This window comes from Legionella pelazae, assembly GCF_052527395.1.
Map to the genome: position 1 here is coordinate 143,228 of NZ_JBNVZS010000004.1, position 15,282 is coordinate 158,509.

The following is a 15,282-nucleotide window of genomic DNA, read 5'->3' on the forward strand; positions in this document are numbered from 1 at the left end:
TTTTAAGCCTTAGCAAGATATATGAGACTTTTTTTTTCACATTGTGCTATTATGTGTTAATTTAATTTAATAATAATTTACTGTGTTTTATTCCAATTCACTTTCAATTTGGGAAAAAAATCCAAAAGCCCCCATTTCGCTATTATTTCTGCATGGCCATTGCACCAATAAAACCTTCTTTCATCATCAAATGAATGCGGAGGTATTTAAATCCTATCACCGTATTGCTATCGATTTACCTGGTTATGGCCAAAGCCCACCTCCCTTAGCACCACTGCAAACTTATAATTTTCCAGGCTTTGCTAACGCAATTATTACTGCATTGCAGTCTTTAGCGATTGAAAAACTAGTGATTATTGGTTGGTCTTTAGGTGGCCATGTCGCTCTAGAAATGGTTGATAAAGTTCCCCAATTAATGGGTTTGCTTCTCACCGGAACGCCACCTTTTGAAGTTTCTTTACAAGGCATACAAAAAGGTTTTAAGGCACTTGATGCGAAGATTATGGCTTGCTTTGGCAAAAAGAATTTAACTTATACTGAGGCACAATTATTAGCAAGTGTTTCTGGCTATGACGAAAGTGCTGAAAAAGAATTTTTAGTCGATGCCATACTCGCTACAGATGAAGATGCACGCGTACTTTATCCGCAATCTATTATCGATGGGATAGGCAGAAACCAGTGTGATATTGTCGCAACTTGGGATAAACCTATTGCAATTGTAGGCGGCAAAAACGATATTGCAATTAATTATGATTATGTTCAACATGAAATAACGTTTAAGAATCTTTGGCGAAATAAAATACATTTTATTAAAAACGCCGGACACGCAGTAATGCTTGATAAGCCTTGTGAATTTAATCGGCTAATATTAGAATTTATTCATGATTTATTATGACTAATGTATTTATTACAGCTCTACCCTATATTAGTGCAATAATATAGGATAGAGTTTCATTAGAAAAAAAGTTATTCGTTTAATTTTCTACAATTAGAGACAATTCTTCCCCATCCTGCTCAAAATAATTAGCCACTAACGCCGGCGTTACTGCAGCCAGACTATTAGGAGACCACCGCGGATTTTTGTCTTTATCAATTAATAAAGCTCTAATTCCTTCATAAAAATCATGATCACGCATAAAATGAGTTACCAAACGATAATCCATTTTTACACATTCAGCCATAGACAATGATTTTGCTCTTCGGATTTGTTCAAATGTTACTGCTAAACTTAAAGGTGATTTTTGCTCTAGAGTTTGTAGCGTTGTTAAAGCCCAAGGATCCTCGCTTTCTCTTAAAGCTGTCATGATGTCTTGTACACTAGATTTTAAGAAGTATTGATCGATTTTTTCAGCATTAGGAAAAGCTATTTTTACACTTGTAGCAATTGGTTGTAGAAGTAGTTTGATTTGATGATGAGAATTAGCACTTAAATCTAGCTTACGCAAACTAGGAATAATTTCTGTAAGTTTTTCATTGCTTACAACATAATCTATTAAGCCTGCAGCATAAGCCTCTTCAGCATTTAAACGATCGCCTGTTAAGGCTAGATATAAGCCTATCTCTCCTGGGCAGCGGGATAATAGGTAGCTTGCGCCAATATCAGGAAATAAACCAATACCGGTCTCAGGCATTGCAAAGACAAACTGTTCCTGTGCTATGACATAAGAACCATGTAAAGAAATACCTACACCTCCTCCCATAGTAATCCCATTAAGCAAAGCAATATAAGGTTTTTTTAACTGATGAATATAATGATTTAACCGATATTCATGCCAAAAAAATTGCATCTGCTCTGCTTTATTTTTTAATCCTGTTTCATAAAGCCAGCGTACGTCGCCACCTGCGCAAAATGCTTTACCAGGTTCTGCTTGAATAATAATAGCGTAAATTGCATTATCTTTTTCCCAGAGTAACAACTGTCGTTGTATTGCTTGAATCATGGGTAGATTAATTGCATTTAACGCTTGCGGGCGTGTTAAAGTAATAATGCCAAGTTGATCTTGGCAATCAAAGCGAACGTCTGTCATGCTTTAAACCCCTTTAAATGACGCTGGCCTTTTATTTAAAAATGCATCAACCCCTTCAGACTTATCCTCACTCGCACATACTTTTGCAAAATGAACTGCTTCAAGATGCAAGGCATCACTTAATGATAAGTCATAGCCTCGATCAATGACTTCCATAATGCTTGCAGCAGCAATAGGCGCCATAGAAATAATATTTTTCAAAATACGATTCGCCTGCTCAAGTAATAAATCAGGTTCAACAACTTCACTAATCAATCCCCAAGCCAGCGCTGTTTGCGCGTCAATGAAGCGGCCTGTTAAACATAAATCAAGTGCGCGGCCTTTACCAACCAGACGTGCTAAACGTTGCGTGCCGCCGTAACCAGGAATGACGCCTAATTTAATTTCGGGTTGACCAAATTGAGCATGAGTAGAAGCAATACGCAGTGTTGCAGCCATCGCCAGTTCGCAACCACCACCAAAAGCAAAACCGTTAATTGCAGCAAGCGAGGGTTTACCTATTGTTTCTAACTGGCGGAATACTTCTTGCCCATGACAAGCAAATTGATAACCACTTTGTGCATTGCACTTTGCTAAGCGATTAATGTCTGCACCCGCACAGAACGCTTTACCATTTCCTGTAATTAATAAAGCTTTAACTTCTGAATTATATTTAGCCTGTTCAATTATTTCTTGCAAGGTTTGTAATACCTCTTCATTAAGCGCATTTAACTTTTCAGGTCGGTTGAAGGTAATGGTTAAAATACCGCTATCTAAGCTTCGCTCCACAATACTCATTTATAATACTCCTTTTAATCAATAAAAAACTCATCATCTAATACAGATTTGGCAATAATTTCACGCATAATCTCATTTGTTCCCTCAAGTATTTGATGAACTCGCAAATCACGAAATATGCGCTCTATTTGATAATCATGTAAATAGCCATAGCCTCCATGTAATTGCATTGCCTTATCACTAATACGAAAAGCAACATCCGTTGCTAACCGCTTTGCCATAGCGCAATACATGGGCGCGTGCTTATCTTGTTTATCTAGAGCATCGGCAGCGCGGTAAACCATTAAGCGTGCTGCTTCGAAATCAGTAAGCATATCGGCAAAATAAAAGCGCAATGCTTGCATTTGAGTTAAGGGTTTACCAAATTGCTTACGCTCTTTTAAATAAGCTTGAGCTAAGCGCAAACAGGCGATTGCGCCACCAAGCGAGCAAGATGCAATGTTGACTCGGCCGCCGTTTAAAGCATTAAGGGCAATCTTAAATCCCATTCCTTCATCACCAACACGATTTCTGATTGGGATGCGACAATTTTCAAAATAAAGCATACACGTTGGCTGATTTCGCCAACCTAGCTTTTTTTCTAACTTACCAAAGCTTAAGCCTGGGGTGTCTTTTTCTACTAATAAGCAAGAAATTCCCTGATGCGAATTATCACCAGTACGGACCATACAAAGATAAACATCACTTACACTACCGCCTGAAATAAATGCCTTCGTACCATTTACAACATAATCTTGGCCATCTTTTACTGCATGAGTTTTTAAAGAAGCGGCATCTGAACCTGAATCAGGTTCAGTTAAACAGTAACTTCCCAATACTTCTAGAGAGGTTAAGCGTGGTCCCCAAATCTTACGCAACGAGTTATCCGCATACTGATCAATTAATGAGGTCACCATATTATGAATAGAAAGATAAGCGCTCGTCGTGACACAGCCGGCAGCTAACTGTTCAAAGATGAGAGCTGCGTCTAAACGTTTTAAATTAGCGCCCCCAATATCCTCAGCAGCAACTATACCGGCCATACCCAGTTCGGCAGCTTCGCGTAAAATCTCTATAGGAAAATAACTTTGCTCATCCCACTGGGTTGCATTAGGAGCTAGTTTATTACGTGCAAACTCTCTAGCCATATCGCGAAATGCCGAGTGCTCTTCACTGTAGTAGAAATCCATAAGCTTGTCCTTAATTTAAGTTATACCTGTTTAACTTAGATATACTGAAGTTTCGCTACCGCTTTTCGCCTTAGTCAATTTAAAATTAGCAATAGCCCTTACTATGACTCGTTTTAAAATGACCAAGAATAAAAATTAAGGAATGCAAAAACAAGTCTTTTAGGTAGTATGGATATATTTACCCTAACAATTAATTCGGCAGGCAAATTAACTAGTTTACTTTAAATTATAAAATTTTCTATTTTTAATAGCTTAACCCTTATTTACAATAGCTTTATGGCTAAATTGTAGCAATTATTCTTTTACTTATTCTATCCATTCAGCTTAGATCCCTATTGTTATGAGGGATGTAAGGTAGTTAAAGGATAAGCATGTGTAAGATTGGAAGTTTTTGTTTCAGTCTTTTAGTTTCGCTGTTCGACGTAAGGATAAGCGCCCGATGAATATAGTTGCCCAAATTAAAGAAAAAGTAAATAAACTTTTAATAGTCATTATTTGTTAAAATTTGCTCAGGAGAGTGATTTATCAAGCAAAAAAGAAAGATTAACGCCAAATATAAGTTGATACTTAATCTGATACTGTTACGCTTCTTCATACCCCTTATACATAAGTTAGCAGTAAAAAATCAGAGCGTAACTTAGAATAAATATCAGATAATTAGCTAGATAGCCCTAATTAACGTTACTATCTAAACTAGCCCAAAGCGAACAGGGACTATAAAGTCCCTTTATTCAACTAGGTTTTTGTCGATTACATAATGGTGCAACCTCTATCTTCATCCGGTTTTTGAGTAGATAGAGGAATGATTGGATAACCATATACCTGACATGAACTAAAGTTAAGGTCATGAGTACTGACAACAGCATACGACATTACCTGTTGGTCTTCTCCATGATATACAGGAAGGGGGTTCTTGTTTCTTACGCTTTCCACCTGAATAGGAGCACTAAGATCATTTTTAGGTTGCACTTCAAAAATAGTAGCTGCATAGCTATGCTTCGAACTCATTTTAGGAACGTGAATAAGCCTGGCATAATTCTCTGCTTCTTTTCGAGTGTCAAATATTTTTACCGTACCCTGGATAGCTTGTATAATATCTTCTCTCGCTATTTCCTTTTTAGGTTTAGGGTAAGAGGCTAACATAGAACCTTCAGTAGTTTGTACATTTCGACCTACCGCATAATAGTTCTTACTTTTCAGGAGCTCCTTTTCTCCTTCATTTGAACTTTTGCTGGGCTCTGTCTTCATTTCTACACTCTCTTCACCTCGGTCTTTCATAAAATCTCCAACTAAAAACTAACTTATATAGTTTTAATAGTATAGCAATTCAATATTAAAAAAATATTAAACAATTACATCAAAAATGATACTAATAGCTTAAAACTCGCCCCAATATTAACTCTATAATCTTATGTAACAATTATGAGAGGATTTAAATTTCTCCACAAATATTGGGCGAAGCAGGCAAGTATGTATGACTCGGAAATAGCCAAAGCGAACAGGGACTATAGAGTCGTCCCACATTCAGCTTGATAGTTTATCGATTACATAATGGTGCAACTTTTATCTTCACCAGGCCCTTCAGATAGAGAAAATTTTTCACGAAGCACCTGACCTGAAATAAGTGTAAGGTCTTTAATATTGGCAACAACATACTCAAATTGTCTAGTCTCTCTTTCAGGTGAAAAGTTGGATATCTTCTTGGATTCCTCTTTCCGCTCAATAGGCAAGTTAATAGTTTTTTTAGGTCGCACTTCTAAAATAATAGCTGCCATACCAGGATCAGAGCCCGTGGGAATTTCCTTAGTAAGCTTAGCATAACTTCTTGCTTCATCTTGGGTGTCAAATATTTTTACTGTTTCTGTACCCTTTAAGGCTGTTTCAATATCACTTTTTTTTATTTTTCTGGGAGCTGTGCCAGACCTAAACAAAGTCTCTTCAGTGGTACTTATCTTTGGGCCTATTGCATAATATATAGTATCGTCCCGGAATTGTTTTTCTCCCGCCTTAGGCTCAGTCACCATTTCTATATCCTTGCTTCGATCTTTCATAAATATCTCCAAATTTATACTGTTCTAATAGTATAATTGATAATTTGTGCAATAAGTATTCAATTTAAGCTACGATTGTCCTTCATGTAATAGTGACAAAAGGCTAAGGAAGTTAAATTTATCCTAGATATTGAAGAAATTTGGTGAGCCTAAATACTCAAGAAAGACAATAACTTTTAAAGTCGGCTAGTTGATTAGCAAACTATCTTTATATGAGCCTAATCCTATAATCGCTTTTCACATTCCTATGATGTATAGTGTCCCAAGTACTTTATTGTCTAGTCTAAAGCTAAACTTGATGGGCTTAGCTTTGTTTCCAAATTCGCGGCGACGCTGTTATTTCTTATAAATTGTAATTGAATTCAATCCCTTAAGTATGATAAGGAACGCTCATATTCGTTAATTATTTATTTTCTTTACGAGAGTAGCGATAAAAGTGCTATTATTGCTAATTTTCGTCGTCCATGAATTAAAAAGAAAAGCAAATGGAAATTTTGTCCAATCCTCAAACAAATTTAATTGACCCTGCCGCTGCTTTAAAAACGTATTTCGGCTTTACCCAATTTAGAGGATTACAAGAGTCTATTATTAATGATTTATTAGCTGGCAATGATTTGTTAGTATTAATGCCGACTGGCGGCGGAAAATCATTATGCTATCAAATTCCAGCCCTCATTCTTAAAGGAGTTGCCATTGTTGTCTCTCCCCTAATCTCTTTAATGGAAGACCAAGTTGCGGCTTTAAAATTACAAGGGATTAAGGCTGCCTATTATAATTCCTCCTTAGACAGTGAAGAATCGAGGCAAGTGCTCACCGAGCTACATAATAACCAGTTAGATTTACTCTATGTTGCGCCAGAACGCTTAATTAGTGCTGCTTTTCTTGAACGTTTAGACGATTGCCAGCTATCTTTATTTGCTATTGATGAAGCCCATTGTATTTCTCAGTGGGGCCATGATTTTCGGCCTGAATATGCGCTCCTTGGTAAACTTAAACTGCATTTTCCAGATATTCCAATTATTGCGCTTACAGCCACTGCTGACCAACAAACAAGATTAGATATCGTCGCTAAATTAAATTATCAACCTAAAATTTATTTAGCTTCTTTTAATCGGCCTAATATTCATTATTCGGTAACACTTAAAAATAATGCATTTAGACAGCTACAGAGTTTTTTAGAAACGCAGCGCTCTCAAGCAGGTATCATTTACTGTGGAACTCGCAATACAGTTGATAAATTAACTGAAAAGTTAAGAGCGGCTGGCTTTGCAGCACGCGCGTATCATGCAGGTCTTTCCTATACTGCTAGACGCGAAGTACAGACCTTATTTCGTTATGACAGAATTGAATTAGTGGTAGCAACTATTGCTTTTGGGATGGGTATTGATAAACCAAATGTACGTTTTGTTGTCCATTATGATCTACCTAAAACTATAGAAAGTTATTATCAGGAAACTGGTCGAGCAGGACGAGATGGTTTACCTGCAAGAGCACTTTTGCTTTATGATCCTGCAGACAGTGCTCGTTTACGAAGCTTAGTAGCAACAATTGAAGATAATCACAAACAGCATATTGAAATTGCTAAATTAAATCACATGCTGGCTTTTGCCCAAGGCAATCACTGTCGCAGGCAAATATTACTGCGCTATTTTGATGAACAGTATGATTTAAATTGTAATTATTGCGATATTTGTGATAATCCTCCAGTTTTACAAGATACAACAGAAGATGCTCAAAAACTTTTATCATGTATTTATCGCTTAAAACAAAACTATGGAATGGCTTATACGATAGATGTCCTACGTGGCAGCACCGCTGATAAAATTAAACAAGCAGGCCATGATAAGCTAAGCACCTACGGTATAGGTAAAGATAAACCAACTTACTATTGGAAACAACTTGCTTGGCAATTAATTCATCAGGATTTCTGCTATCAAGACCTCAATCACTTTAATGTTTTACGTTTGAAAAACAAAGCTATCTTAGTCTTAAAAGGTGAAGAAAGAATTAAGCTTGCCATTTTCGATAGTGATAAACCTGAATTGGTTAAAATACTAGAAAAAACCAAATTACCGCAATTAAAAAACAATCCACTTTTTGAAAAATTACGTATCCTAAGACGCCAAATTGCGGATGAAGAGAATAAACCACCTTTTATGATTTTTAGTGATAGCACCCTACAAGAGATGGCTATCAAAAAACCGCAAAGTTTAGAACAATTATTATCTATTTCTGGTGTAGGCAAATATAAACTTGATCGCTATGGAAAGGCGTTTTTAAAGATTTTGCAAGAAGTGAGTGAATCACCAACCTATTCTTAACTCATCTTTATCAAAAAAGGCGTGAGCTTAAAAAATTAATTAGAAAAGCCGTCTAGAGAAAAGCTATCTAGATTAAAATTTCGCTGCCTTTTATCAGTATGAATATCTTTCGGAGGCCTGGAAAAAATATTAAATTGTTGTAATGCATAAGTATTTGCAGTATCGTTGGGTGTATTATCCTGAGCTTCACTAGCTTCAGCCGCTCGTTTTTTTCCTCTAGTAAGTAATTCTACTGTAAGTGCAGCCGGTTCGCTTTGAACTATTGTACTCTCTTCAGAAGGGAGGCGACGATCTTGAGCTTCACTAGTTTCAGCTGGTCGATTTTCAGCACTATTAGTTAATTCTACTGTTGATATCGTTGACTCGCCTTGAAAAACTGCCTCATTATTATTAAAATCTGTGTCTAGTTGTTGCTTAATATCTTCATTATCTTCATTATCTTCTTCCTCTTCTTCCTCTTCTTCGACTTCTATTATTGGCCCAAATTGGGATAAGTCTTCCTTAAACGCAGCTAGATCAACAGATTCATAGGCATCTTCGTTGCTTGTAACCCAGTTTTTTAATCTTTCAGGAAGATTGTCTACCTTATCTAGAATACTTTTAACTAAAGAGATATCTATTTTAACCTGATAACCTAATTCTTGAAGGAGAATTTTTTCCCTCTTCTTCAATTCGTCCTTGCTAAAAATTAATATACAGGGCACTATCTCCATCATTAATAAACTTACATTGCTTAAGTGCATAGTACACTTATAGGCTGCTAGCCCATCTAGGATATCTTGATTTTGAAGTTTAAAGCTATCGTAACTTACTTTTGCATAGACTGTCATAAGCGTTAATATATAAGCTACAAACTCTTCAAGACTTAAGGTTCCTGGTTGGTAATTTTTAGCTTTCTGATAAGATTTTTCAATAACACCGAAGAAAAATTCTAATTCAGGATTAAAGTGGCCGAAGCCTGTTTCGCCTTGCCAATAAAAGAAATCAAAGCATAAATATAAGAATTGCTTAGTTTTCATTTGCTCTTCAGGAGGAACTTTATCAACTAAAGGCTGTAATGCGTCTATGTACCAAGTCATAATTTTCCCATTTTCAGCAATAAATAATTATATTGTAAATTTATTAAATTAATGTTTTATTAAAACACAATTTGATCAAAATTCGATCATATCATAAAGTTAGATGTGTTTGCAATAAGAGAACTGGAGCAGGTAATCGGGTAATTTTTCCTAACAAGATGAATTGGAATATAGATGTGCACCAGCTAAGTACTATTCTCAGTGAAATAATTGATTCAATTTACTTAACTGTTTGCCATATTAAGTGCTCTAAAAGGCATAAAAACTGAAAGTTATTATTTTATAATGAGCATAAATAGAAGCACAGCTAATATTAAAAGTACTAAAAATTAAGCTGTGCCAAAGATTCTAGGAACTAAAAACTAATGCGTATGGCAACCAATTTTTAGGTGTACTTGATAATATTTGTTCTTATTATCCTCAATAAAACCGCGAGTTTGTATGACTTCATACCAATCAAGCTTGCCGTATAAACTTGCAGCTTTAGCGATTCCATTATTGATTGCGTCTTCAATCCCATTTTCTGAAGTTCCAACAAGCTCTATAATCTGATAAACGCGATCTGTCATGTCTATTCCCTTTCGTAATTAGATAAACTATTTAATTTTAGCGGAATTACGCAAAAAGTATACTTTAATTATGTGATTGATATAAAAGATACTTTATTTAATTCCAAACACTAACCATATAAATAGATAGCTTTATAGAGACAACCTTAAAGTTTAAGCTTGTTGTGCGATTGCTTTTGCAATCGCTTTTCGAAGTGCTGAGGCTTCTTCTGAGTCTGGCGATGCTAATTTCAACAATTGCTGCCAATAGTTCACTGCTTCGTTATATTGCTTACTTTCGTAGGCATCTAAAGCAAGCATCGCTAAGGCATCAGGCTGATTGGGATTTTGTTGCAATAACTGCTTGAAAAGAGCACGAATATCCTTATTAAATTGCTGATGATTTAATTGCCATAAACTATTGGCATAATAAATAGTGGCTGCCTCATCTTGTGGATTTAACTGATAAGCTTTAGCAAATGCATTGCGTGCAGCAAGCCAGTCACCCTGACTTGAATAAAGACGACCTAATAAAAACCAGCCTCGCGCACTAGCAGGTGTATCATCTAAATGAGCTTTTAATTTATTAATGAGCTCTTCAGGCGACTTTATTTTATCTAGTAATGCTTTTGCTCGTTGCTCAGCAATCTCATGTTGCTTGTGCTGTTGCCAGCCAGAAAAAGCGCCCCAGCGATAATAAGCAAAGCTAATGATTAGTGCAAGACTTATAATAAAAGGAAGAAATCCTTTTTTTAAGGTTCTTCCTAAAGGATAGATAATTATTAAAATAGCAAAGCTAGCGAGTGTAACAAGACAGCTAATTAAACCCCAACTAATCATGATTGTTTTCGCTTAATACAAGTTCGCCAGAAAATAAAAAAACCTAATGCCAAGAAAATAATAGGCCCATACCATAACAAAACAGTTAATGTTTTAACAGGTGGATTAAATAAAATAAAATCGCCATAACGGGCTGTTAGGTAACTGATAATTTCTGTATCACTTTTACCTTCATTAACCATCGTATAAACTTGGTCACGCAAATCTTTTGCTAAACCAGCATTAGAATCAGCTAAATCCTGATTTTGACAAACTAAACAACGTAACTCTTTTAAAAGATGCTCAAACTGAGCGCTCTGCTTAGGCGTAGGTAGAGGATAAAGCGTATTGGCGCTAATTATGGGCAACCATAAAAATAAAAAAACAAAGTAAACTAACTGTCTCATCCTTGACCCTTCAACTGCTGGATTCGAGGTAGAAATTCTTTAGCCCAAACTTCTTCATTTAGAACACCGACATGTCGGAAACGAATAATACCGTTTGCATCCACTAAAAAAGTCTCAGGCGCACCATAGACACCTAAATCAATAGCAGCTTTGCCAGCCGCATCTGAGCCCACTTTTTTATAGGGATTCCCCCATTCTGCTAACCATTTTTTGGCGTTTTTAGGATTATCTTTATAATTTAGGCCAAAAATAGGAACACCAATATCAGCTAGACGCAATAAAAAGACTTGCTCTTCACTGCAAGCCGAGCACCAACTCGCCCAAACATTTAATAAAGATACCTCACCTTTGAAATCAGTAGCAGTTAAGGTTTTATCTTCAATACCAAGAAGAGGTAATTTAAAATCTGGTAATTGTTGCCCTAACCTTACGGAAGGTAATTTTTGGGGTTCTAAAAACAGCCCTCGTCCTAAAAAAATAACCAACGTTACAAATAGAAAAAGCGGCAGAAAACGCAAAACATATTTTTTCATGCTAGCCCTTCTCCTATGCTATTTAGAGTAGTCTTTCTTTGTTTCAGATAATAACGTCTATCCGTCATAGCAAGTATCCCACCTGCTAAAATCATAAAGCCACCGCCCCAAATACAACGAATAAGCGGTTTGTAATAGAGTCGAACAGTCCAAGCTTTATCATCGAGTGGTTCGCCCAGAGCAATATAAATATCACGCATTGGATTGACATCGATAGCAGATTCAGTCATAGGCATTTTCCCAACATCATAAATACGCTTTTCTGGGAAAATAACCTTAAGATAATTTCCTTTGCGTATTTCAAAGCGTGCTTGATAACTATGATAATTAGGTCCCTTAATTTGCGCTTCTTTAATAAAGGTAATGATATGACCCTTTAAACGAGTACTGTCGCCTGGCGCCATTTTTATATCATCTTGCACACCATAACCTGTCGAAACACTCACACCAATAACACTAACAGCAAGGCCACAATGGGCAACAACCATTCCCCAAAAGGATTGATTTAAAGTATACCAAGCTCTCTGTTTAACTCTTACATAAACAAATTTTGCGGTACTCAATAAAATCCAAGCCGCAAAGGTCAAACCCAAGAGGGTAGAAAAATCAATGGAATTTGCAAAGCAAATTAGAGCCATCAAAGGCGCTAAAAAGCTCATAAATCCAATAATCCCAAGCCGCTTGATAATTCGTTGTGGTTTATCTTGTTGCCAATTTAAGTGAATACCTAAACCCATAAGAAATAAAAGGGGAATCATTAGTGGGACAAAAACAGCATTAAAATAAGGCGCCCCTACTGATAATTTACCTAAACCCAAACTATCTATTAATAAGGGATACACTGTTCCCATAAGAACTGTGAGCATAATGACTACTAAAAAAACATTGTTTAGAAGGAGAGCACTTTCCTTAGAAAACAAGCTAGGGCTAATACGACTTTGTAGGGTTTGCGCACGAAACGTAAAAAGACTTAATGACCCACCAATAACAACAAATAAAAAACCTAGAATATAAATGCCCCGCTGTGGATCAACAGCGAAAGCATGTACAGAGGTTAATACGCCTGAGCGGACTAAAAATGTGCCAACTAGACTCAGAGAAAAAGCTGTAATAGCTAAAAGTAATGTCCAGGCTAAGAATTGTTGCCGCTGTTCACTTACTGCTAAGGAATGTAATAACGCTGTACCAACTAGCCAGGGCATAAACGATGCATTTTCAACTGGATCCCAAAACCACCAGCCACCCCAGCCTAGCTCCCGATAAGCCCACCAGCTACCCAAAGTAATTCCGGCAGTTAAACAGCACCAAGCAGCCAGAGTCCAGGGCCTTGTCCATTTAGCCCATGCCACTTCAAGTCGACCTAGCCAAAGTGCTGCAATAGCAAAAGCAAAAGCCACTGAAAACCCTACATATCCCATATACAACATGGGCGGATGAAATAAGAAACCAGGATCTTGTAAGAGAGGATTTAAATCCCGACCTTCTGTATTTAAGAATTGAAACTGTCTTGCAAAAGGATTTGAGGTTAATAACAGAAAAAGGATAAAACCAACGCTTAGCCAACCTAAAACAATTAAAACGCGTACTTTAAATTCTTGCGCTAAAGATCGGCTAAAAAAACTAACAGTTATCATCCAGAAGCTTAATATACTCACCCAAAGTAACATAGAGCCTTCATGCCCGCCCCAGACTGCACATAATTTATAAAACCAAGGCAGCAACGTACTAGAGTTAGCCAAAACATAAATGACACTAAAGTCATTCGTAAGAAAACAGTAAGTTAAACAGCAATAAGCCAAAGCAATAAAAAAGAATTGGCTCAGAGCATAAACAGGTGCTGCTGCAACCCATTCTGTTTTATTTTTTAGTAAACCAATTAAAGGAATTATGGCAAGAGAGCTTGCACAAATTAAAGCTAATATAAGGGAGAATAAACCAATTTCAGCAATCATCCTTCTACTCTACCTGCCTCTTCTCGCGTTGATTTTGCTAAAGCATCTTTTACCTCAGGCGGCATATAATTAGCATCGTGCTTAGCCAATACTTCAGTTGCTTTAAAATGTCCATTATCGAGTACTGTACCTAAGGCAACAATACCCTGACCTTCTCGAAATAAATCAGGTAAAATACCACGGTAACTCACGGATACTATGTGCTTAAAATCGGTTAATTTAAACCGAACAGTTAAACCATCGGTTTCACGTATCACACTTTTTTTAACGACCATACCACCAATACGCACTAATTTACCTTGCGGTGCTATACCCTGATTAATTTGGCTTGGCGTATAAAAGAGGCTAATATTTTGCCGCAATGCATACATAACTAACGCAAGAGCCACAGCTATTATAAGCAAGATAAATAATATCATACTCAACTTTCGGCGTCGTAGAGAGTTCATTATTGTTTCTTAAACCATTGTTGTAACTTTTTTTTAGTTTGTAATTGCTGTACTTTGATCCCCAAAAGATTCATTACTAACACAACGCATACTAAACCATATGCAGGCCAAATATAAATTGAATAACCGCTCATTGCTAACCAAGTTATCAGTTTATTCATATACTTTCCTTTTCAACTAAATCCTTTACCCAATGTTGTCGACGCTCTCGTAGTAATAATTCATTTCTAGCTTTATATAAAACAACCCCTAGACAATAAAAGGAAAAACCTAAAATACTTAATAATAAAGGGTAGAGCATAGGCGCTGCTATTTTAGGTTTAGCAAAAGCCGATAATGTTGCGCCTTGATGTAGGGTATTCCACCAGTACACAGAATAATGAATAATGGGTAAGTCAATTACGCCAACTAAAGCTAATATTGCAACAATTTTATCACCTTGTTCTCCATTACTAAACGCCTTACCTATCGCTATTATAGCGATATAAAGCAATAGCAAGATAAGCTCTGATGTTAAACGCGCATCCCATACCCACCAAGCGCCCCACATAGGCTTACCCCAAATACTTCCTGTAACTAGAGCAAGAAAAGCCATTATAGCACCCGTTTGTGCGAGCGTCGTTAACATAATGCCAGCTAACTTAATTTGCCACACTAGTAATAATAAAGCGCAAAAAGCCATAGCAGCATATAGTGCCATGGATATAAATGCCGTTGGAACATGAATATAAATAATACGAAAAGCATCGCCTTGTTGGTAATCTGGAGGAGCAAATATAAGCCCCCAAAGTAAACCTACCACCAATAAGAAAGTCGTTACCACAGCTATTTTAGGTAGCCAACGCCCAGTCAAGCAATAAAAAGACTTAGGTGATGCTAATTGATATAAAAATTTCCACATCGAAAGTTTAATCTTTCAAAAAAGACAAATTTTATCATGTATTAGACGCGACATACTATAGTCTTACTAAACAAAATAAAATTTGATGTTAACTTTAATGAAAATTCAACATAAAATAATTGCTATCTTTGTTATGCTGGCTATTTACTTAAATATAGAGCTCGAATAAATGTTTCGCGTTTTATAAAATAACGTTCGTTATAACTAAAGTAGTGACAGAGAGTAGTAGCCTGGGTGAAACGAAGTGAA

The 15,282-nt window shown here is 36.5% G+C and carries 16 protein-coding genes; 2 read left to right on the top strand and 14 right to left on the bottom strand.

The window, feature by feature from the left end; genetic code table 11:
- The first annotated feature begins 82 nt into the window (after nucleotides 1–82).
- The gene (locus ACQUW5_RS06370) at nucleotides 83–895 is read left to right on the top strand and encodes an alpha/beta fold hydrolase (RefSeq protein WP_444990385.1); all 813 of its coding nucleotides are present in this window, start codon (nucleotides 83–85) and stop codon (nucleotides 893–895) included.
- Nucleotides 896–974: 79 nt separating this feature from the next.
- On the opposite strand, the gene ACQUW5_RS06375 is transcribed toward ACQUW5_RS06370, so the two are convergent.
- From ACQUW5_RS06375 to ACQUW5_RS06395, 5 genes are all read right to left on the bottom strand, one after another.
- Entirely contained in the window at nucleotides 975–2,027 is a 1,053-nt protein-coding gene (locus tag ACQUW5_RS06375; RefSeq protein WP_444990386.1) for an enoyl-CoA hydratase/isomerase family protein, read from the bottom strand.
- 3 nt (nucleotides 2,028–2,030) lie between these two features.
- Nucleotides 2,031–2,804, bottom strand: a complete 774-nt coding sequence (locus tag ACQUW5_RS06380) for an enoyl-CoA hydratase/isomerase family protein (protein WP_444990387.1) — start codon at nucleotides 2,802–2,804, stop codon at nucleotides 2,031–2,033.
- Between the two features lie 14 nt (nucleotides 2,805–2,818).
- Complete coding sequence (locus tag ACQUW5_RS06385) at nucleotides 2,819–3,973, bottom strand: acyl-CoA dehydrogenase family protein (RefSeq protein ID WP_444990388.1); 1,155 nt, start codon at nucleotides 3,971–3,973, stop codon at nucleotides 2,819–2,821.
- Nucleotides 3,974–4,723: 750 nt separating this feature from the next.
- On the bottom strand, nucleotides 4,724–5,251 hold the full coding sequence (locus tag ACQUW5_RS06390) for a hypothetical protein (RefSeq protein ID WP_444990389.1): 528 nt from the start codon (nucleotides 5,249–5,251) through the stop codon (nucleotides 4,724–4,726).
- Between the two features lie 266 nt (nucleotides 5,252–5,517).
- Nucleotides 5,518–6,024, bottom strand: a complete 507-nt coding sequence (locus ACQUW5_RS06395; RefSeq protein ID WP_444990390.1) for a hypothetical protein — start codon at nucleotides 6,022–6,024, stop codon at nucleotides 5,518–5,520.
- A 485-nt stretch (nucleotides 6,025–6,509) separates the two neighbouring features.
- On the opposite strand from ACQUW5_RS06395, the gene recQ reads away from it, so the two are divergent.
- Nucleotides 6,510–8,345, top strand: a complete 1,836-nt coding sequence (gene recQ / locus ACQUW5_RS06400; protein ID WP_444990391.1) for a DNA helicase RecQ — start codon at nucleotides 6,510–6,512, stop codon at nucleotides 8,343–8,345.
- A 35-nt stretch (nucleotides 8,346–8,380) separates the two neighbouring features.
- Here the strand turns inward: recQ and ACQUW5_RS06405 are convergent, their stop codons facing one another.
- The 9 genes from ACQUW5_RS06405 to ccmC all read right to left on the bottom strand — a co-directional run bounded on the left by ACQUW5_RS06405 (nucleotide 8,381) and on the right by ccmC (nucleotide 15,033).
- Nucleotides 8,381–9,424 (bottom strand): hypothetical protein, encoded by a 1,044-nt coding sequence (locus ACQUW5_RS06405; RefSeq protein WP_444990392.1) that lies wholly within the window; start codon nucleotides 9,422–9,424, stop codon nucleotides 8,381–8,383.
- Nucleotides 9,425–9,786: 362 nt separating this feature from the next.
- Complete coding sequence (locus tag ACQUW5_RS06410) at nucleotides 9,787–9,993, bottom strand: dodecin (protein WP_444990393.1); 207 nt, start codon at nucleotides 9,991–9,993, stop codon at nucleotides 9,787–9,789.
- A gap of 153 nt (nucleotides 9,994–10,146) precedes the next feature.
- Nucleotides 10,147–10,812 (bottom strand): tetratricopeptide repeat protein, encoded by a 666-nt coding sequence (locus tag ACQUW5_RS06415; protein WP_444990394.1) that lies wholly within the window; start codon nucleotides 10,810–10,812, stop codon nucleotides 10,147–10,149.
- Complete coding sequence (locus ACQUW5_RS06420) at nucleotides 10,809–11,198, bottom strand: cytochrome c-type biogenesis protein (RefSeq protein WP_444990395.1); 390 nt, start codon at nucleotides 11,196–11,198, stop codon at nucleotides 10,809–10,811. The genes ACQUW5_RS06415 and ACQUW5_RS06420 overlap by 4 nt, the downstream gene beginning before the upstream one ends.
- Complete coding sequence (locus ACQUW5_RS06425; protein ID WP_444990396.1) at nucleotides 11,195–11,731, bottom strand: DsbE family thiol:disulfide interchange protein; 537 nt, start codon at nucleotides 11,729–11,731, stop codon at nucleotides 11,195–11,197. The genes ACQUW5_RS06420 and ACQUW5_RS06425 overlap by 4 nt, the downstream gene beginning before the upstream one ends.
- Nucleotides 11,728–13,683 carry a heme lyase CcmF/NrfE family subunit gene (locus ACQUW5_RS06430; RefSeq protein ID WP_444990397.1) on the bottom strand — a complete coding sequence of 652 codons (1,956 nt, stop codon included), beginning with the start codon at nucleotides 13,681–13,683 and terminating at the stop codon, nucleotides 11,728–11,730. The genes ACQUW5_RS06425 and ACQUW5_RS06430 overlap by 4 nt, the downstream gene beginning before the upstream one ends.
- A complete protein-coding gene (gene ccmE, locus ACQUW5_RS06435) occupies nucleotides 13,680–14,132 on the bottom strand; it encodes a cytochrome c maturation protein CcmE (RefSeq protein ID WP_444990398.1) in 453 nt (150 codons plus the stop codon). Before ccmE ends, ACQUW5_RS06430 begins: the two co-directional genes overlap by 4 nt.
- Entirely contained in the window at nucleotides 14,132–14,293 is a 162-nt protein-coding gene (gene ccmD, locus ACQUW5_RS06440) for a heme exporter protein CcmD (RefSeq protein WP_444990399.1), read from the bottom strand. The genes ccmE and ccmD overlap by 1 nt, the downstream gene beginning before the upstream one ends.
- Nucleotides 14,290–15,033: a heme ABC transporter permease CcmC gene (gene ccmC / locus ACQUW5_RS06445; RefSeq protein WP_444990400.1), complete on the bottom strand. Its 744-nt coding sequence runs from the start codon at nucleotides 15,031–15,033 to the stop codon at nucleotides 14,290–14,292. The genes ccmD and ccmC overlap by 4 nt, the downstream gene beginning before the upstream one ends.
- Nucleotides 15,034–15,282 lie beyond the last annotated feature (249 nt).